We start from the raw sequence: 18,630 nt of genomic DNA on the forward strand, positions 1-18,630 counted from the left end.
AATCCCCGCGTGAGCGCACACTCGATTTCTACTGTGCAGATAATGCACGCTTTAACGGCGTGTCGCGTGCGTGTTCTGCACAGTCGATTTAGAGGTGGTAGGTGTTTGTGGCGGTGTCGTGGAAGAGCGCCGCTTGCTCGGAGAGGCTCAACGGCTCGGCGAGTTCTTCATAGGTGTCCCAAATGCGGGCGTAGTCGCTTGCCAGGAGCGAGACCGGCCAGTCCGAGCCGAACATGAGCCGTTCGGGGCCAAAGGCGTCGAGGAGCGTGTCGAAGACCGGGCGCAGGTCCGCGACTTTCCAGGATGACCAGTCCGCCTCGGTCACCAGGCCGGAGACCTTGCACGTGACATTGGGGTGGACCGCCAACTCGTGGATGTCCTTTGTCCAGTCCTTGATGTCGCCGGTGGCTATGTCCGGTTTCGCGGCGTGATCCAGGATGTGCGGCAAGTCAGGGTTCCGCCCCACGGACTCAATCACGGCGTCGAGTTGGCTCGGGAGCACGACAAACTCATAGCTGAGCCCCGCCCGTTGCACGGCGGCCATCCCGGACTGCACGTCATCGCGGAGCAACCAGCGCGGGTCGGGCTCGCCCTGAACCTGGTGTCGGATTGCTTTCAACCAATTCCCTGCGGGCGAGGCGAGGAGGCGGTTGAGCCTGGCCTCGGCGTCGGCGTTTGTCAGATCGACCCAGCCGGTGACCGCCGAAATAACTGGGCTGGACGCGGCGATCTCCAAAAACTCCGGTGTTTCCTCGGCGACGGTCACGGTTTGCACCAGAACCGAGGCGCTGACTCCCGCTGCAGCGGCAAGGCGCTCAAAGTCAGCGGCGGAGAAGCTGCGCGCGATGGGTGCCATCGTCTCGGGGTCGATCCAATCCTGCTCGCGAACGGTGAGGTCCCAGACGTGGTGGTGGGCATCGATTTTCGGGCCGGTGTATTTCTCGGACATAGTCACCTCGGCGTAGGTAGGATGTTTCCACCATGCTTTCCGCTACGACAGCCAGCTGTCAACGGGGCGCCCAGGACAACCGCACAGGAAGCGAGTAGCAATGCAGCACATAGCCCTCCATACCAAGATTCGCGAAGGAAAAGAGCAAGGGTACCTTGAGGTGCATGAGGTCATTCCCCCCGAACTGGATGAGGCTCTACGCGCGGGCGGGGTGCACAGTTGGCGGATCTATCGTTTTGGCCGGGACCTTTTCCACGCGGTGAGCTTGGAAAGCTGGGATGCGTTTCGAGAATTCATGGCGACAAGCCCCGCCGACATCGCGTGGCAGGCGCGCATGGATGAATTCATTGAGCCGGATGGCGATGAAGCGTATGACGGGTTCTTGCCACTCGTGTGGGAGTTACCAGAGCGCGCTTAAGCGAGGTCTGCGTCCTCGGCGTTGACGTCTTGCGCGTCTCGCAACCACTGTTCCACGCCGCTGATGTGCGTGATGAGCAGTGCCCGCACGAGTTCGGCGTCGCCACGGGCCAGGGCATTAGCGATGGCGCGATGCTCATCGATGGTGCGCGTAACCGACTTCTCTTCGGTGATGCCGCGCCACACTCGGGCGCGGACGGTCCCGGAGGAAAGACCGCCAATGAGCGAGGACAGGTAGTCGTTTCCGCTCGCATCGGCAATGACGCTGTGAAATTCCAGGTCATGCTGCACGAGGTCTTCGAGCGGGGTGTCCTCGTTGACGTGATCCATCGATGCTTCGAGTTCGGCGAGCTGTTCCGGGGTGATTCGTTGGGCGGCGAGTGCGCCCGAGGCCGGTTCCAGAATGCGCCGCACTTCAAACATTTCTAGTACCGAAGCGTCACGGTGCAGGTCTACAACAAAGCTCATCGCCTCGGTCAAGAGTGCCGGCTCAAGGCTCGTGACATAGGTGCCGTCGCCGCGGCGCACGTCCAGAACACGGATGAGTTCCAGTGCTTTGACCGCTTCGCGAAGCGAACTGCGCGAGAGCCCCAGCTTTTCGCTGAGGTCTTTCTCCGGCGGAAGCCGATCCCCGGGGTTCAGCTCGCCGGAAATCAGCATGTCCTTGATCTTGGTGATTGCTTCGTCAGTTACGGCCATAGAGGACATTCTAGGCATTGTGCACTGTTCCTGGTGTTTCCTCCGATTCAGGCATCAATATTCTTACTCTCAATCCCCGCTCCGAACCGGATATCGCTGTGCCGGAGCACCCGGTGAGGTTCGGCCGGAAGGCGAGCATCGCCGTCGTTCATTTTTATATCGAATCGGGCACACATTGCCCATTCCGGTGTGACTCACCTCACCTGCTGGGATACGATTTGTGAAACCGCGCACACCGCGCACCCTTGTTTCACGCCGCTGGCGGGGAACACGCTCGTCACCACATAAAGGGGCTTGAATTGCTCACCACACACTCCAAGGGCGCCCGAGGTAAGCGCGCGCTCATGAAAGTTGGCGCCACCGTCGCTGCGGCCGCGCTGCTGCTCACCGGTTGCGCGCAGAGTCAGCGCGACAACAACGCCGGCGATGGGTCGAATGGCGGGGATGTGAACTCCACGTTCGTGTTCGCGGCGTCCTCTGACCCGAAGTCGCTGGATCCCGCGTTCGCTTCCGATGGCGAATCCTTCCGCGTCAGCCGCAATATTTTTGAAGGGCTCATTGGCGTCAAGCCCGGCACCGCCGACCCGGAGCCGCTCTTGGCCGAGTCATGGGAGGAGTCCGAGGACGGGCTTTCCTACACCTTCAAACTCAAGGAAGGCGTCAAGTTCCAGGACAACACCGACTTCAACGCCGACGCCGTGTGCAAGAACTTTGACCGCTGGTACAACTTCACCGGTATCCAGCAAGCCGAGACGATGGCCTACTACTACGGCAATATTTTCCGTGGTTTCAAGGGCGATGACTCGGCGATTTACGAATCCTGCACCCCGAACGGCACCAACGAGGTGACCGTGAAGCTGGCGAAGCCGTTCGCCGGTTTCATCGCCTCGCTCTCGCTGCCGGCCTTCTCCATGCAAAGCCCCACCGCGCTGGAAAAGTACGGCGCGGATGTGGCGAAGGGCACCGAGGATAACCCCGAATTGAGCGAGTATGCGCAAGGCAACCCCGTGGGTACCGGTCCGTTCAAGTTTGATAAGTGGAACGTCGGACAGCAGGTGGAATTGTCCAGCTGGGATGGCTACTGGGGAGACAAGGGCCAGATCAGCAAGGTCATCTTCCGCATCATCGATGACCCGACCGCCCGCAAGCAGGCCCTCCAGGCCGGGGAAATTGACGGCTATGACCTGGTTGCGCCCTCGGACGTGCAAGCCTTGAGCGACGCCGGTTTCAATATTGTGAACCGCCAGCCATTCAACATTTTGTACCTGGGCATCAATCAGGCCATCCCGGAGCTGGCCAACCCGAAGGTGCGTCAAGCCATTGCCTACGCGATTGACAAGGAGGCGCTGGTCAAGCAGACCCTGCCCGAAGGCACCAAGGTCGCGACCCAGTTTGTGCCCGATATGGTCAATGGCTACAACCCGGACGTCACCAGCTACGACTATGATCCGGAAAAGGCGAAGCAGCTGTTGGCTGAGGCTGGCTACCCAGACGGGATCACCATCGATTTCAACTACCCGACCGGTGTGTCCCGCCCGTACATGCCCACGCCGACTGAAACCTTCACCGCGATCAGCGCCATGCTGAACGATGTGGGCATCAAGACCAACCCGGTGCCGGACAAGTGGAGCCCGGATTACCTGGATAAGGTTCAGGGAACCACCAAGGAGCACGGCATCCACCTTCTGGGCTGGACCGGCGACTACAACGACACCGACAACTTCATTGGCGTCTTCTTCGGCCAGAAGAAGATGGAGTGGGGCTTCGACGATCCGGCGCTCTTCAAGGCGCTGAACGATGCCCGCGGCATGAAGTCTCTGGATGAGCAGCTTCCGGTGTACCAGAAGATCAATGACGACATCATGAAGATGTTGCCCGGTATCCCGTTGGCCTCGCCGACCCCGTCGCTCGCGTTCGCCGAGCGCGTCGAGTCCTACCCGGCCAGCCCGGTTCAGGACGAGGTCTACAACCAGATCAAGCTCAGCAAGTAGTGTGAGCCGCGCGGTGTGGGCGCCACTGTTCATCCGGTGGCGCCCACACTGCTGTGATCGGCGCGTCCAACCCTAACCGAAGGAAGCGGGCGCACCGCACAACGGCGGTCGTTTTAGAAAGGGCACAGTGCTCAAACTCATTGCCAAGCGGTTGGCTCTCTTAATCCCAACCCTGATCGGCCTCTCCATTCTGCTCTTCGCCTGGTTGCGCGCACTACCCGGCGGGCCCGCTGTGGGTTTGCTTGGTGAAAAAGCAACACCGGAGGCGATCGCCCGCGTCAACGAAGCGTACGGTTTTGATAAGCCCATCCTGGAGCAATACTTCATCTACATCGGGAAGCTGTTGCGCGGCGACTTTGGTCTGTCCACGGTGACCAACCGTCCGGTGCTCGAGGAATTTATCAACCGTTTCCCCGCCACCATTGAGCTGACACTCTTTGCCATCGCGTTCGCCGTGATCCTGGGCGTGCCGCTCGGTTACCTGGCCGCACGCAAGCGGGGTACTGCCATCGATAACGGTTCGGTGGTGTTCAGCTTGCTGGGTATCACCATCCCCGTCTTCTTCCTGGCCTTCATCTTAAAGTACGTGTTCTCCATCATGTGGCCGATCCTCCCGACCTCCGGGCGCCAAGACCCCCGCATTGACGCGACACACGTCACCAACTTTTACGTCCTTGACGGGCTGATGACCCAAGAATGGGACGCGTCTTGGGATGCGTTCATTCACTTGATCCTCCCGGGCATTGCGTTGGGAACCATCCCGTTGGCGATCATTGTGCGCATTACCCGCGCCTCGGTGCTTCAGGTGCAAAACGCCGACTTTGTGCGCACCGCCAAGGCCAAGGGCATCTCGACGAAGCTGATCCGGCGCCGCTACATCCTGCGCAACGCGTTGCTGCCGGTGGTCACCACGATTGGCCTCCAGCTCGGCCTCTTGCTCTCCGGGGCGGTCTTGACCGAGACCGTGTTCGGGTTCAACGGCATCGGCAAGTTCTTGCGAGACGCGATCTTTGCCCTGGACTACCCGGTGCTCCAAGGCTTCATTATTTTCATTGCGATTGTGTACTCGCTCGTCAACCTCATTGTTGATGTGTCCTATGGTTTGATCGACCCGAGAGTGAGGGCCTCATGAGCCAGATGCTTCCTCCCAACCCCAGCGGCGGCCCCGATCTTCCGGATCCCACCGATGAAGCGGCGGTGGAACTGACCAAGGACGCGGGCAAGGCGCGCAACACTCGCGGCACAAGCCTGTGGGGCGACGCGTTCCGGCGATTGCGCAAAAACCCGGTCGCGATTGCCGGCGCCATCATTGTGCTCTTGTTCGTGCTGGTCGCAATCCTCGCGCCCATCCTCGCGCCCTACCCAGGGGATGCGTTGCCGGGCCGCGAATACATCACGCCGACCCACATCCCGGGCCCGGGCGAACTCCCGCAGTTCCCGCTCGGCTTAGATAAGTTCGGCGGGGACGAGTTGAGCAAACTCATTTGGGGTGCTCAGGCCTCGCTGACCATTGGTGTTGTCTCCACGATCTTCGGGTTGGCGGGCGGCATGCTCCTCGGCGCGCTCGCCGGAGGTTTCGGCGGCTGGGTGGAATCCGTGATCATGCGCTTCGTCGACATTATGCTCTCCATCCCCTCGCTTTTGCTTGCGGTCTCAATTGCGGCAATTTTGGGTCAAACGCCGATGGCGGTCATGATCGCGATCGGCGTGGCGCAAGTGCCGATCTTCGCGCGGCTGCTCCGCTCCTCGATGATCTCCCAGCGCAGTAGCGAATATGTGCTGGCGGCCCGGTCGCTGGGCCTGAGCCGCGGCACCATCGCCGTGGACCACATGCTCCCCAACAGCATGGGCCCGGTCATTGTGCAGGCAACGCTGACCCTCGCGACCGCGGTCATTGACGCGGCTGCGCTCTCTTTCCTCGGCTTGGGTGGCGGCCGCCCGGAAACGGCCGAGTGGGGCCGCATGCTCACCTACGCGCAAGACTCACTGGCGATCGCCCCGCAACTCGCGTTCTTCCCTGGCCTGTGCATCGCGATCACCGCGCTCGGGTTCACCCTCTTTGGCGAGTCGCTGCGCGAGGCTCTTGATCCGAAGTCCCGCACCAAATAGCGGCGGCGCGGTCATGCCGGGCGGTGGCCCGTTATTGTGTTGAGGCGACGATGATGGCCGTGAGGTAATCGGCAACCTGCTGCTCGGTGAGGGTTGCGAAGTCAACTTCGGAAAGCGAATTTACGTTAAGGGTGACTAGCGCATTCTTGGACTCATCAAAATACAATGCCGTGTACGCGCCTTGGGGGTTGGGCGGAATCCACGTCCGCACCACGTCGATATCCACACCGCGCGAACTCACGGTTGACACGGTATTCTCGCGGTCGCCGCCGTAACTTTTGGGCTGGTTGAACTCTTCGACCGCGGCCTGCGCCTGTTCGGAGTCTGGGGCCTGTTGCAGTGTCAGAGCACCGGCGTAGCGCTCGTTAGACCAAAAGCTGCATTGATAGGTGTAGGCGTTTTCGACTTTGCCGGCATCTCCAAAGTCCCCATAGCCTTGGTCGCTGAGCTTGGCCGGGACGTCGAGGATTTTCGGGAGAGTATCGGCAATGAGGCACGGTCCCTTTTTAAAGTAGGCAATCGAACTCGTGAAACCGTCTGATTTGGGCCACTCTTCGGCCGTGGTCTTGAGCCACTCTGCCGATATCCCCGTTACCGAGGCGTTGCTCGGCACCGAATTGGGGTTGCCGCCCTGGCAGCCGGCCAACCCGAACCCTGCAAGTGTGACGAGCCCGGCCAGCAGCGCCGAGGCGCCTCGGCGGTGCGATCTGCCCAGGCTCACGACGCCGAGCCGAGCTCGATGTCCACGCCCGGAATCGAGGCGAGTAGCTTGACGGTGTACGGGTGCTGCGGGTTCTCGAAAATCTCCTCGGTGGTCCCGGACTCGACAACCTCGCCGTCTTTCATGACGTGTACGTAGTCCGAAATCAGGCGCACGACGGCCAGGTCATGCGAAATGAACACATAGGACAGCCCGTTCTCGCGCTGCAGCCGATCCAGCAGCTTCAAAATCTGATCCTGCACCAGGACGTCCAGGGCGCTGACCGGCTCGTCACACACGATCAGCTCGGGATCCAGGGCGAGCGCCCGGGCAATTGCCACACGTTGGCGCTGCCCGCCGGAAAGTTCCGAGGGGTATCGCGAAAGCATCTTCGGATCCAGCGCGACCTCTTCGAGCAGTTCGGCGACCCGGCGCCGGCGCAGCTTATTGTTGCCGCGCTTGTACGCGCGCAGCGGCTCGCTGACGATCTTCTCGATCGTGAACATCGGGTTCAGCGAGGAATAGGGGTCCTGGAAAATCGGCTGCACGCGTTGCCGGAAGTCCCGCAGTTGCGCGCGATCCAGCTTCTGCACGGCGGTGCCCTCGAAGGTGATGTCGCCGCTCGTCGGGTCAATCAGCTTGAGCAGCATGCGCGCCGTCGTCGTCTTGCCGGACCCCGACTCGCCCACAATCGCGGTCGTCTTCCCGCGCGGCACCTCGATGCTGACGCCCTTGACCGCCTGAAAATCCGGCTTCCCGAAACCGCCCTTAAACACCTTGCTGAGGTTCTTCACCGAGGCGATGAGCGCGGGTGCCTTGGTCTCGGCCGTGATGTTCGACGGCGTGTTCCCGGCTTCCGTGCGCCCCTCGCCAACGTGTTCATCAGCGGGGAGCGGCGGCACGTCTTCGACGTGCACGTTGGGGGTCATGCGGGCGGCCGCGATAGACGGCGCGGCGGCGACGAGCTTCTTGGTGTACTCGGCCTGCGGGTTTTCTAGGATTTGGCGCGCCGGACCGGCTTCGACGACCTCGCCCTTGTTCATGACGATGATGTCTTGGGCGCGCTCGGCAGCCAGACCCAAATCGTGGGTGATGAGCATGACGGCGGTGCCGAGCTCCTCGGTCATGCGCGAGATTTGGTCCAGAATGACGCGCTGCACCGAGACGTCCAGGGCGCTGGTGGGTTCGTCCGCGATGAGCAGTTTAGGGCGGCACGCCAAGCCAATGGCGATGAGCACGCGTTGGCGCATGCCGCCGGAGAGCTCATGCGGATACTGTTTGACGTGCTCCTTCGCGTTGGGCAGTCCGGCGAGCTCGAGAATGGCCTCCACCTTTTCGCCCACGTTCTTCTTTGTCGCGTGACCGTGCGCCAAGAGAGGCTCGGCGACTTGTTGGCCGATCCTGGTGACCGGGTTGAGGTTGCTCATGGGGTCCTGCGGCACCATACCAATGGAATTCCCACGTACCCGGCGCAAACCGGACTCTGCCATACCAACTAGCTCATCGCCGTCGAACTTAATGCTGCCCGAGGTGACCTTGCCGTTTTCGGCGAGCAGGCCGATCACCGCGGCCGCCGTGGTGGACTTGCCGGATCCGGATTCGCCGACGATCGCGAGGGTGCGGCCGGGCTCGATGGTGAAGCTGACGCCGCGCACCGCGTCCACCGTGCCGTCCTGGGTGGTGAAGCCGATGTTCAGGTCGGTGACCGTAAGGAGCGGTTCGCTGCCGCTCGGGGTCGCAGGGGTGGGCGCGGTGGAAGCGTCGAAGTCAGCCATTCCTCTATTCTGACCTACTTTGCGCCGCGAGTGTTAGCTGGGTCACATGGGGGTGCCGAGGGAGTTTTTGACCTTCTCGGAGTTGTCCCAATCGTTGGCTTGCATGGCGGCCTTGACCTTGCCGTCCTTCAACCAGTACGCCTGGAATGCGCCCTTCGGGTCGCCCTTGATCTCGACGCGGTCGTAGTCCGGCTTGCCGTCCTTGGTGTGGTCCACGCTGCCGAAGTATTCCATGCCGAGATCGTACTGGTCGGTGAAGAAATAGGGTTGCTTGTCGTAGACCGTGTCCTTGCCGGCAATGTTGGCGGCGGCGGTCTTGGCCTGCTCGATCGCGTTGTCCCAGTGTTGGACGCGCAGCCGGCCCAGGGTGGGGTGGTCCTCGTTGGCGATGTCGCCGATCGCGTAGATGTTCGGGTCTGAGGTTTGCAAGCGATCGTTGACGAGGACGCCGTCATCGACCGCGAGGCCGGCATCCTCGGCGAGTTGCACGTCCGGGTAGGCGCCGATGCCGACCACAATCATGTCGAACTGCTTGAGGTCATCCGTTGTCGGGGTGGCGTTCGTCTTCAGGGTGACGCCGTGTTCGCGGTGCAGGTTGGCGAAAATCTCGGCGACCTCGGGGCCCAGTACCTTTTCCAGTGGAAGGTTGCCGCGGATGAACACGGTCACCTCGCAACCGTACTCGCGGGCGGCCGCCGCGACTTCTAGCCCGATCCAGCCGCCGCCAATAATGGCGATGTTCGGCTTGTCGTTCAGCGCCGCTTTGAGCCGATTGCTGTCTTCGGCGGTGCGCAAGTAAAAGACGGGTTTGCCGGACTCCTCGGCCGCGGGAAAGGGTGTGGGTTGGGAGCCGGTCGCTAAGACGAGTTTGGTGTAGTCCAGGGTCTCGCCGTTTTCGGTGGTGACGGTGTTGTCCTCGCGGTTGATGCTGGTGACTCGAGTCCCCATCAGGAGGGTGACGTTGTTGTCGCGGTACCAGTCGGCGTCTTTGACGGTGGCCGAGTCGGTGTCGGCTTTGCCGAGGAGCACGTCTTTGGAAAGCGGTGGACGCTCATACGGTAGGTGGTCCTCTGCGGCGACAAGCGTGATGGGATCTTGGTAATCCAATTCGCGGAGTTCGGTGGCGACGGTGGCTCCAGCCAGTCCGCCGCCGATAATGACGACGCTCATGCTCTCTCCCAGGTCAGTAGCTCCAGTGTGCTTCTGTCACAACCTAAACTTATGTGACCGCGAGCCGGGGATGCTAGTCACATGTCAGTTATGGGTCCGTGAGCGGTAGTTCGCGGACACCCTTGTGGGGCCGTAAACGCGAAAGAGGGCGCGACCACTGGTCGCGCCCTCTCAAAAAAATCGCGGAGACGGGGGGATTTGAACCCCCGGTCGAGTTTTAGCCCGACAATTCATTAGCAGTGAATCCCATTCGGCCGCTCTGGCACGTCTCCACTGTTGCGAGAGCTATGCGCAAACGCAACCGTACCAGCGTACCCGGTAGCTGGCACGGTGAGCAAAGCGTGGCGCCAGAAGGGAGAGTGTGCAACTGACGTTCAGCTCCCCTCCACAAAAAGATGATAGACAGTGAAACTATCGATAGTTACACTATCCATATGCGAATTGGTCAACTGAGCGCCGAGAGCGGCGTCTCCATCCCCAGTATCAAGTACTACATGCGTGAGGGCCTCTTGCCTGCTGGTCAGGCGACGAGCGCAAACCAGGCCGATTATTCGGGCGAGCACCTGGCCCGATTGCGGTTGATTCGCGGACTCGTGGAACTCACCGGGGTGGGAATTGAGCAGATCAGGCAATTGCTCGTCTTCATGGAACGCGGTCAGGTAGATAGTGAGTCGCTGAGCTATTCGCAGTCGCTGGCCAACCGGCGCCAGAATGACACCGCGCCCTCTCCGTCTGCGATGAGGCGAGTCAAGGCGGCACTGAATTTCAACGACGATTTGAATGGGGACCTGGCGGCGCGAGCCATTGAAATGGTCGCCCGCACCATCGACGTCACCGAGGCCGCCGGAACAAGCGTGAGCGATGACTGGCTTCGCGTCTATGCGCGCCAAGCCCGCGCTTTGGCCAGCGAAGACATCGATGAAGTCGCCCGCCGCGCGGAGGATCCCGGCGCGCAAGTGAGCCTCGCGCTCCTCGGAACACTCCTCGGCGATGTCGTCATTGAAGAATTCCGACGCTACGAACAGGCCAGGATCTCCATCTCGCGATTCGATCGGGCCTCATCGAACCCAACGCAAGAACACCGTCAGTCAAACGAAACGCCCGCAAAGCGAAAGGAATAGATCATGAACGCCGCCGCCCCATCCACGTCTCGCACTGCCCAGGCACGCAGTGCGTTGCCGCAACTCAATCGACCCCTCTTAGTAGTAACCGTGGTTATGGCCGTGCTGACGCTCGTGTGCCTCGTGGGCTACTTCGCCGATCCGCGGGAGATTACCGGTGCTCCCGCCTGGGCGAAGCCGTTGAAGTTCTCCATTTCGATTGGCATTTACGCGCTGACGGCGCTCTGGCTCTTCCGGTTTATACCCGAACGGTTTCGTCGATTGGGGACCGCGCTCGCCTGGATCATTTCGGTGGCGCTCCTGATCGAGCAAGCCATCATCGTCAATGCCGTCATTTTGGGGACTACAAGCCACTTCAATGGGACGACCCCGTTGGCGATGGTTCTATGGCAGGTCATGGGAGCCAGTATTGTGTTTGTCTGGGTCGCGACGTTGATCCTCGCGGTGGTGCTCTGGAATGCGGAGTTGGGGGATCGGGCGCGAACGCTTGCGGTCCGAAGCGGTGTCGTCTTCGCTTTGCTCGGAATGGTGCTTGCTTTTGCGATGGTGGTTCCCGTGTATCCGTGGCTGAATACCGGTAGTCCAGACGTATTGGGCGCGCACTCTGTGGGAAGGCCGGACGGCGGCCCCGGGCTACCTCTTCTCGGCTGGAGCACAGTGACGGGGGACTTTCGCCCCGCGCACTTCCTAGGCATGCACGGCCTTCAAGCAATCCCGCTCGTTGCCTGGGGGCTGGAGGCAGCTTCCCGAAAGAGCCCGGCTTTGCGGGTCGTGGGCGTGCGAATTGCTCTGATTTGGGCGGCCAACGTGGCGTGGTTCGGGTTCACCATGTTGCTCTTTGTGCAGGCGTTCCGGGCGCAACCGGTCACGGCCCCGGACGGGATCACGATCTCCCTGGCGGCAACAATTATTGCGGTAAGCGTGCTGGTCGCGATTGTCGGCGTTTGGCGAGCACTGGTAAGGGCACGCGCACGGGCATCGGCTGGGCAGCATAGGCCGGCGCCCCAAAGCCAAGCGGTGCCCCAGCATCACCAGGCGGTCTAGGCATGAGCTCCAAACGCTACCCTGCGCTCTTTTACACTTACCTCGTGCTCGCCGCGCTTGGCCTCGTTGCGACGTGGACCTTCAACATCCTCTCGATGGCCGCGCGTGAGAACTACCTTGGCGAATGGTTCGGCAACGGCCCCGCGGTGCTCTCGGCGGCATTCGACCTCATCGTCATCCTGATCGTGGCCGCCGTTTTCATGGTGGCTGAGTCCCGCCGCCTCGGGATGAAACACGTGTGGGCGTACCTGATAGCGATGCCGCTCGTGGCCGTGGCGTTCGCGCTCCCGCTGTTCCTGGCCATGCGGGAGCGCGCCCTCGCCACCGGAAGACCCTACCCACGCGGCCATAAGGCCGCGCGAACCTAGTCGGTCAGCGCCTTGAACAAGAACCGGTAACTCAAGGCGCGGGTCTTCGCGGCCTGGCGGTTGTCCGAGGCGGCCGAGTGCCCACCCTCTAGGTCCTCGTAGAACCACACGTCCTCGACACCCATATCCTGCATCTTCGCGGCCATCTTGCGCGCCTGCACCGGGCCAACCCGGTCATCGGAGGTCGCGGTCCAGAACAGCACCTCGGGGTACTTCACCCCGGTGCGCAACAGGTGATACGGCGAGAAGGTCTGAATGAAATCCCACTGTGCCGGGTCATCCGGGTCGCCATACTCGGCAATCCAGGAGGTGCCAGCCGACAGTTTCACGTATCGCTTCATGTCCAAGAGCGGCACCCCGCAGGACACCGCACCGAACAGCTCCGGGTACTGGGTCAGCATGTTCCCGACGAGCAGCCCGCCATTCGAGCCGCCCGCACAACCCAGGCGCTCCGGTCGGGTCACGCCGCGGCGCACCAGGTCTTCGCCGACCGCGGAGAAGTCCTCGTATGCCTTGTGCCGTTTTTCCTTCATGGCGGCTTGGTGCCACTGCGGCCCGTACTCGCCGCCGCCGCGAATATTAGCCACCACGTACACGCCCTGGCGCCCGTTCGCCGCGCGCGGGGTGAGCCAGCCGATGCCGATGGTCGGCGCATAAGCGGGCAATCTGCTGATCTCAAAGCCACCGTAACCGTCGAGCATGACGTGATTATCGCCGTCGTACTCCATGTTTTTCGGGCTGACCTGGAAATACGGGATGTGCGTGCCGTCCTTGCTGGTCGCGAAGAACTGCTCGACCTGAAAGTCGTCTTCGTTGAAATACGACGGCGAGTGCTTGACTTCCTGGGGTTCCTCACCGACGGTGCCGCGCAAGAGGGTGGTGGGGGTGAGGAAGCCGGTAATGGTCATCCAGAAGTCGTTGGCGGTGGCGTCATCGTCGGGATCGAGGGCGGAGACGCTGACGTCGTGGTTCGCCGGGACGCCCTCGAGGGTGCTGGCGGCGAAGTTGTTGGCGACGTCCAGCACGCGGATTTCGCTTTGGACGTCGGTCAAGAGTTGCAGCAGGATGTAGTCCCGTGTCACGGTCCAGCCCTGCAGCGAGGTGTTAGCGGTCGGCTCGAAAATGAGGTGCGGGGTGGCCTGCCCGGCAAGGTAGTCCTTGAGGTTGACGACCGCGAGGCCGCCGGCCGGGACCAGGCCAAAGGGGGCGTTCCAGTCGGTTTGCGGGCGGAAGAAGAGGTGTTCGCGGTCCAGGTCGACGTTGACGTCGGTGGGGGCGTCGATCTTGGTCCACTCGCGCGCGTCCGGGAGCATGAGGTAGGTGGTGGCGTTGAAGAAGTCGATCATGTCGTTGGCGATCGAGCGTTCAAAGCCGGGGGACTGGTCGGTGCCGACGGAGGCGAGGACGTGGTCTTCGGGGACCTCGAAGACGAGTTCGGCCTGCTCCAGCGCTTGGCCGCGGCGAAGGATGCGCCCGGATCGCGGGTAGGAGGACGTGGTCATGGTGCCAGGGCCGAAGTCGGTTGCCCAGATGATTGAATCATCATCAAGCCAGCCGCCGTAGCCCTTGGCGACGGGCAGGTTGAAGCCATTGTCGGTGACGAATTGCTTGGTTTCCAGGTCGAACTCCCGGACGGCATGGGCGTCGCCGCCGTCTGGGGACATGATGACCAGAGCGCGCTGGAAACCGGGGCGACGGATAGTTGCGCCCGCGAATACCCACGGAGTGTCTTCCTCTTTGGCGAGTTGGTCCACGTCCAGCAGGATTTCCCATTCGGTGTTGTCGCTGGCGTAGGAGTCCCAGGTGGTGCGCCGCCAGAGGCCCTTGGGGTTCTTGGCGTCGCGCCAGAAGTTGTAATAGTAGTCACCGGTCTTGGTGACCATGGGGATTTTGTCCTCGGAGTCGAGGGCGGTCAGGATCTCGGATTCGATGGCGCGGAAGTCCCCGTCAAAGAATTCGGCCTCCACCTTGGCGTCCTGCGCCTTGACCCACTCCAACGGTTTTTCACCATAAATTTCCTCCAACCAGAGGAATTGGTCTTGGTCATCGGTGGCGGCGGGCGCGGCGGGGGTGTTCTCCGTTGAAGTCATGGTTCCATCCTAGGCATCCTGGCCGGTGCCACTTCAAGAGCGCGGGTAATCTTTTAGGGTGAACGAGTCGATCAAAGTCCTCATTGTGGGCGCGGGTCCGCGCGGGCTCTCCGCGGTGGAGCGAATTACCGCGCAGGTGGCCGCCGCCGATTCGACGAGTTCGGCGCGGGACGTCGAAGTCACGTGGGTTGACCCGTTTGAGCACGGGCCGGGCAAGGTGTGGCGCACCGATCAGTCCTCGCGCTACCTCATGAACACGCCGAGTCTGTTTCCCACTGTGGTGCCGGATGCGCCGGAGTTGGCGTCCTCGCTCGTGCCGATGAGTTTTGATCAATGGCGAGAATTCGCGCGCGAGGCGAGCAACGCCGTCGTGCTTCCTGAAGATGCGGCCGAGGAATTGGCCGCGCTCACCCGCACCGATTACCCGAGTCGGCGCCTGTATGGACACTACTTGCGGTGGGTGCGCGAGCAGCTTATGGCGCGGTTGCCCGCGCGGATGCGGGTGGAACTGGTGCGCGGCGAGGTGCGGTCGGTGAATTACGACGGCGAGTGGCTGGCTACCGTGGGCCGCCCGGGTGGCGATGAGGTGCTGGTGCGGGCGGATGCGGTGGTGCTGGCCCTGGGGCACGTGCCCGCGAAGTTGAGTCCGGTACATGCCGCGCTGCTTCAGGTTGCCTCCGATGCGGAGGGGCTCGGCGCGCGGGGGGTCGCGCGCGGGGTGACTTATATTCCGCCGCAAGTGCCCGCGGACATTGACTGGGATGTGATTCCGGCGGCGGAGCCCGTGTTGGTGCGCGGGATGGGGTTGAACTTTTTCGACATTATGGTGCAGCTGACCGAAGGGCGCGGCGGGCGGTTTGTGCGCGGGGACGGTGGTTCGGGGCGAGCCGGTTCGTTGGAGTATGTGCCAAGCGGTGCCGAGCCGCGATTGGTGGTCGGTTCGCGGCGCGGAACCCCGTACCGGGCGAAGGCGGCGCTGGAAGGGTATGTGCCGCGGCGCTCGGTGTTGCGGTCGTTGACGCTCGAACTGGTGGCAGAGGTAGCGGCGCGCGGGGAGCAATTGAGTTTCGACGTGGACGTGTGGCCGTTGCTACGCGAGGACGTGCAACGGAACTTTGCCGAGGCCGGGGGCGCGGGCGAGTTTTCCATCGAGGCGCTCGCCATGCCTTTCGCGGGGGTGGGTGTGATGTCGGCGGCCGAGTATCAGGATTTGGTGCGCTCCTACTTGGAGGAGGACCTCGCGCGGGCGCTTCGCGGCGAGCAGGATCCGGTCAACATTGCCATTGGCACGTTGAACGCGGGCCGATCTGTGGTGAAGGCCGTTGCTGCAGCCGGGTTGTTGACGGACGAGTCTTGGCATACCGATTTGCGGGGATGGTTTGAGCCCTTGGTGGAGGGACTGGCCAGTGGGCCTCCCGCGGTGCGGATTGCGCAGTTGTTAGCCTTGCACCGTGCCGGGCTGGTCGAGTTTCTGGGCCCGTATCCGGAGTTTGATGCAGGCAGCGCGGGCAGCAGGGGCAGCGGGTCGTCCGTAGCCGCGGCTGCGGGGGTTGCCGGTGCTGCCGGTGTGGATGGGACTGGCAGCCTGGACGTGACTGCCAGTCTGGACGGGGCTGCGGGGTTTGCCGGTGGACTGAGTTCTGCGGGCGGATTCCGTGCGGTGAGCGCGACGGTTCCCGAAACGGAGTACCGCGCGTCAACCCTGATTGAGGCAATGATGCCGGCGAACCGGGTTGCCGTGACCGACTCGGTGTTGTTGCGGCAAATGCTGTCCGACGGGGTGGTGCGTGCCCGGACGGTCGCGTTGGGTGGGCACGAGGTTGTGAAGGGGAGCGGGCTCGATGTGTCCCGCTCTGACCTGCAGGCGCTGTCCGCGGATGGCGACTCGGCGCGGGGCTTGTACGTGTTGGGGTTACAGCTCTCGTCCGTTGAGTGGGGCACGGCGATCGCGGCCGAGTCCGGAGCCCCCATCGAAGCGGGCGGGCGAACGCTGCTTGACGCGGATGTCATCGCGAAACAGATTCTTGGTGGCAGCTAGGTCGAGCCGGTTGGCGTGATCTGGACAGGTTGCCAATCTGGCCTGGACCGGTGGAACCAGAGGAGCTGCGTACCTAGAAGTGCGCTGAGTCTAGAACAGTGCGGTGAATCTAGAACGGTGCGGAGTCGAAGTTTGAGGTGGCGTCCGATGGGTCGTATGCCCACGGATCGGTGCCAGTCTGTGAACTGGCCCATTGTGACGAGTTGGGGCTGGGTTTGTCGCGCGTACCGGACGAGCCGTTGGCCGATGGCTTGCGGCGCCGAGTTGACCGGACAGGGTGCAAGAACCGAATGTACTCGCTTGGTTGGGTGGGCGGCCGGGTGAGTTCGGTGAGAGCTTTAGTGCCTGGCGGTGCGCTCGGGGTAGGGGCGGTATAGCTGACATTTCCGAGGGGAGAGGTCCACATGGTGCCGCCATCTGGTGTTCGAGAGCTCTTCCAACCCCGATGTGTTTTCAGATTGTGGTGTTTTCGACAGAGCAGTTGCAGGTTCTCGGGTGTTGTTTCGCCACCAGAGTCCCACGGATCGATGTGATCTGCGTCAGTTCTTCTAGCGCTGACAGTGCAGCCGGGAAATTCGCAGGTTTCGGTGCGCTGTAACAGGAAATCGCGTACTTCTTGAGTGACGCGGTAGACGCCGCGCTGGTACTCGACGGGGAGGTCGGTCGCCGGGTCGGTGATGATTCGGTACAGGTTTTTCGCGTTTGAGGCGAGGTCGCGAGCCAGGTCGCCGGGGATGGGGCCGTAACCGTCAAGGTTGGCGAATCCATCACGCAGGCCAAGGAGAACATCGTAGGGAATCGTGACGACGATCTTTGCCGGGATTTTTGAGTGTGACGCCGAGGCTTCTGGCCCCGAGTTTTCGCTGTCCGATTCAGTTGGCGCGGCGCTCACACCAGTTTTGCCAGCGACAAAGCGGCGGATTGGAGCCTCGTCTGCTGTTGCCGTGTCGTCGGAGTCACGAGGAGACGGCGACGTGAGATTATCGAGGTCTTCGGTAGGGACATCCCCAGGTCTGGAGTCTGGTTTGGAGCGGGTTTCGGTGGGCGTGTGCACGGCTGATCCGTTGAGAATCAGGTCTGTGAACACATCTGCACGGACCTGAGCAAGAGTGCGGGGATCTTTTGCGGATCGAGACGCTAGTGCGACGTCCGTGATGGTGTTCATGACGGCGTATGCGGACTCGGCCGGAAGATGCGCGGTGAGGGTGGCCAAGCCGTTCATCTCCGAACTGATAAACACAGCGCGGCGCCGCTCGTCGCGCTGGCGACGTTCGGACAAAGACTCGTGGTGGAACACCTCGCGCAGGGCATTCGCTCGTTTGCGAATTTGGGTACGACTGCGCTTGGGCACCGGCTTGTTCGCGGGGGCGAGATACTCCATCATTCCGCGATCGAAAAGTCCCAGGACTTCTGGGTGGAGGTCCTCGGTCGTCGCAACAACGTCGGTGAGGCGCGCCTCCGGCAGATCGCCAGAGAGGTAAAAACGTTCCAACTGCGGCATGTGGAGCAGCGACACCGAGTTGGTGATGATGCGGTGAGCCCCCGCCTCGCTACAGTTGGCTTGCCACGCCAGTTCGGAGGCAAACTCTGATTTTGCGGCCTTGAACGCTTTCGCTTTTGTTGGGTCGTTATAGATGTGAGGGAGGATGCTTGCGTTGCTTCCTTCACGCGAGCCGACGCGGGACTTTGCGTCTTCCGTGGCGGGGTCGGCACCCGTAAGTTCCTGATGTGCCTCGACGATACGTAGCTCTTCCTCATATTGGGTGCTGAATAGAGCACCCGCCGCAATGTGGCCGGCTGCGTCAATTTGGTTGCGTAGCTTTGTCAGATCCCCGAGGAGTTGGTTGAGAATGATGACACAACTATCTGCGTCCTGAAATTCCTCACGCAATTCGATCGCGGGATCAAAGCGACCCGACGCGCCGCCGGGGGCATCGTTGAACTGGCGCAAACCTTCACTCACGGCATCACGCAAGTCAGCAAGCGCCTGGGTGCGTTGCTTGAGCTCGAGGTGCGCGAGTGGAAAATTCATATCTCGAACCTATAACCCGGCTCTGACATTGAGTTCGGGTTTTCGGCGGGCTGCCAAAATCTGTGGATAACTTTCGCAAATCGGCTGAAATTGATCGCCTGTGTAGGAACAAGGAGAGGGGCCGATG

The 18,630-nt window shown here is 62.0% G+C and carries 15 protein-coding genes and 1 tRNA gene; 8 read left to right on the plus strand and 8 right to left on the minus strand.

All coding sequences use genetic code 11. From position 1 onward, the window contains the following. Window positions 1-88: 88 nt before the first annotated feature. On the minus strand, window positions 89-949 hold the full coding sequence (locus O148_RS0112170; protein ID WP_026531141.1) for an amidohydrolase family protein: 861 nt from the start codon (window positions 947-949) through the stop codon (window positions 89-91). Between the two features lie 100 nt (window positions 950-1,049). Between O148_RS0112170 and O148_RS0112175 the strand changes: the two genes are divergently transcribed. Beyond that, window positions 1,050-1,367 carry an L-rhamnose mutarotase gene (locus O148_RS0112175; RefSeq protein ID WP_026531142.1) on the plus strand — a complete coding sequence of 106 codons (318 nt, stop codon included), beginning with the start codon at window positions 1,050-1,052 and terminating at the stop codon, window positions 1,365-1,367. On the opposite strand, the gene O148_RS0112180 is transcribed toward O148_RS0112175, so the two are convergent. Beyond that, a complete protein-coding gene (locus tag O148_RS0112180; RefSeq protein WP_026531143.1) occupies window positions 1,364-2,065 on the minus strand; it encodes a FadR/GntR family transcriptional regulator in 702 nt (233 codons plus the stop codon). The genes O148_RS0112175 and O148_RS0112180 overlap by 4 nt on opposite strands. 344 nt (window positions 2,066-2,409) lie before the next feature. Between O148_RS0112180 and O148_RS0112185 the strand changes: the two genes are divergently transcribed. The 3 genes from O148_RS0112185 (at window position 2,410) to O148_RS0112195 (ending at window position 6,165) form a co-directional block, all read left to right on the plus strand. Continuing rightward, window positions 2,410-4,056, plus strand: coding sequence for an ABC transporter substrate-binding protein (locus O148_RS0112185; RefSeq protein ID WP_026531144.1), 1,647 nt, complete (start codon window positions 2,410-2,412; stop codon window positions 4,054-4,056). A gap of 127 nt (window positions 4,057-4,183) precedes the next feature. After that, window positions 4,184-5,188: an ABC transporter permease gene (locus O148_RS0112190; RefSeq protein WP_026531145.1), complete on the plus strand. Its 1,005-nt coding sequence runs from the start codon at window positions 4,184-4,186 to the stop codon at window positions 5,186-5,188. Continuing rightward, window positions 5,185-6,165, plus strand: a complete 981-nt coding sequence (locus tag O148_RS0112195) for an ABC transporter permease (protein WP_026531146.1) — start codon at window positions 5,185-5,187, stop codon at window positions 6,163-6,165. The genes O148_RS0112190 and O148_RS0112195 overlap by 4 nt, the downstream gene beginning before the upstream one ends. 31 nt (window positions 6,166-6,196) lie before the next feature. Here O148_RS0112195 and O148_RS0112200 read toward each other — a convergent pair whose 3' ends face one another. From O148_RS0112200 to O148_RS0112215, 4 genes are all read right to left on the minus strand, one after another. Next, window positions 6,197-6,886, minus strand: coding sequence for a hypothetical protein (locus O148_RS0112200; RefSeq protein WP_026531147.1), 690 nt, complete (start codon window positions 6,884-6,886; stop codon window positions 6,197-6,199). Continuing rightward, on the minus strand, window positions 6,883-8,640 hold the full coding sequence (locus tag O148_RS0112205) for an ABC transporter ATP-binding protein (RefSeq protein ID WP_026531148.1): 1,758 nt from the start codon (window positions 8,638-8,640) through the stop codon (window positions 6,883-6,885). Before O148_RS0112205 ends, O148_RS0112200 begins: the two co-directional genes overlap by 4 nt. A 42-nt stretch (window positions 8,641-8,682) precedes the next feature. Continuing rightward, window positions 8,683-9,810 carry an NAD(P)/FAD-dependent oxidoreductase gene (locus O148_RS0112210; protein WP_026531149.1) on the minus strand — a complete coding sequence of 376 codons (1,128 nt, stop codon included), beginning with the start codon at window positions 9,808-9,810 and terminating at the stop codon, window positions 8,683-8,685. 183 nt (window positions 9,811-9,993) lie between these two features. Further along, window positions 9,994-10,082 (minus strand) — tRNA-Ser (locus tag O148_RS0112215). A gap of 162 nt (window positions 10,083-10,244) precedes the next feature. Here O148_RS0112215 and O148_RS0112220 point away from each other — a divergent pair. The 3 genes from O148_RS0112220 to O148_RS16430 are packed head-to-tail and all read left to right on the plus strand — an operon-like array spanning window position 10,245 to window position 12,343. Then, window positions 10,245-10,931 carry a MerR family transcriptional regulator gene (locus tag O148_RS0112220; RefSeq protein WP_026531150.1) on the plus strand — a complete coding sequence of 229 codons (687 nt, stop codon included), beginning with the start codon at window positions 10,245-10,247 and terminating at the stop codon, window positions 10,929-10,931. Between the two features lie 3 nt (window positions 10,932-10,934). Next, window positions 10,935-11,975 carry a hypothetical protein gene (locus O148_RS16425; protein WP_051620167.1) on the plus strand — a complete coding sequence of 347 codons (1,041 nt, stop codon included), beginning with the start codon at window positions 10,935-10,937 and terminating at the stop codon, window positions 11,973-11,975. Window positions 11,976-11,977: 2 nt separating this feature from the next. Beyond that, a complete protein-coding gene (locus O148_RS16430; RefSeq protein WP_051620168.1) occupies window positions 11,978-12,343 on the plus strand; it encodes a DUF2834 domain-containing protein in 366 nt (121 codons plus the stop codon). On the opposite strand, the gene O148_RS0112235 is transcribed toward O148_RS16430, so the two are convergent. Next, the gene (locus O148_RS0112235; protein WP_026531151.1) at window positions 12,340-14,433 is read right to left on the minus strand and encodes a prolyl oligopeptidase family serine peptidase; all 2,094 of its coding nucleotides are present in this window, start codon (window positions 14,431-14,433) and stop codon (window positions 12,340-12,342) included. The two genes, O148_RS16430 and O148_RS0112235, sit on opposite strands and share 4 nt — an antisense overlap. A gap of 58 nt (window positions 14,434-14,491) precedes the next feature. Between O148_RS0112235 and O148_RS0112240 the strand changes: the two genes are divergently transcribed. Next, window positions 14,492-16,471 carry an FAD/NAD(P)-binding protein gene (locus tag O148_RS0112240; RefSeq protein ID WP_035746036.1) on the plus strand — a complete coding sequence of 660 codons (1,980 nt, stop codon included), beginning with the start codon at window positions 14,492-14,494 and terminating at the stop codon, window positions 16,469-16,471. Window positions 16,472-16,580: 109 nt separating this feature from the next. On the opposite strand, the gene O148_RS0112245 is transcribed toward O148_RS0112240, so the two are convergent. Continuing rightward, a complete protein-coding gene (locus O148_RS0112245) occupies window positions 16,581-18,503 on the minus strand; it encodes an HNH endonuclease signature motif containing protein (RefSeq protein WP_026531153.1) in 1,923 nt (640 codons plus the stop codon). Window positions 18,504-18,630: the final 127 nt, after the last annotated feature.

Origin of the sequence: Haematomicrobium sanguinis DSM 21259 (assembly GCF_000688395.1) — a bacterium.
Lineage (GTDB): Bacteria > Actinomycetota > Actinomycetes > Actinomycetales > Micrococcaceae > Haematomicrobium > Haematomicrobium sanguinis.

Coding starts and splice junctions, on each gene's coding strand:
- O148_RS0112170 (WP_026531141.1), bottom strand. CDS start 949: ATGTCCGAGAAATACACCGGCCCGAAAATCGATGCCCACCACCACGTC.
- O148_RS0112175 (WP_026531142.1), top strand. CDS start 1,050: ATGCAGCACATAGCCCTCCATACCAAGATTCGCGAAGGAAAAGAGCAA.
- O148_RS0112180 (WP_026531143.1), bottom strand. CDS start 2,065: ATGGCCGTAACTGACGAAGCAATCACCAAGATCAAGGACATGCTGATT.
- O148_RS0112185 (WP_026531144.1), top strand. CDS start 2,410: ATGAAAGTTGGCGCCACCGTCGCTGCGGCCGCGCTGCTGCTCACCGGT.
- O148_RS0112195 (WP_026531146.1), top strand. CDS start 5,185: ATGAGCCAGATGCTTCCTCCCAACCCCAGCGGCGGCCCCGATCTTCCG.
- O148_RS0112205 (WP_026531148.1), bottom strand. CDS start 8,640: ATGGCTGACTTCGACGCTTCCACCGCGCCCACCCCTGCGACCCCGAGC.
- O148_RS0112210 (WP_026531149.1), bottom strand. CDS start 9,810: ATGAGCGTCGTCATTATCGGCGGCGGACTGGCTGGAGCCACCGTCGCC.
- O148_RS0112220 (WP_026531150.1), top strand. CDS start 10,245: ATGCGAATTGGTCAACTGAGCGCCGAGAGCGGCGTCTCCATCCCCAGT.
- O148_RS16425 (WP_051620167.1), top strand. CDS start 10,935: ATGAACGCCGCCGCCCCATCCACGTCTCGCACTGCCCAGGCACGCAGT.
- O148_RS16430 (WP_051620168.1), top strand. CDS start 11,978: ATGAGCTCCAAACGCTACCCTGCGCTCTTTTACACTTACCTCGTGCTC.
- O148_RS0112235 (WP_026531151.1), bottom strand. CDS start 14,433: ATGACTTCAACGGAGAACACCCCCGCCGCGCCCGCCGCCACCGATGAC.
- O148_RS0112245 (WP_026531153.1), bottom strand. CDS start 18,503: ATGAATTTTCCACTCGCGCACCTCGAGCTCAAGCAACGCACCCAGGCG.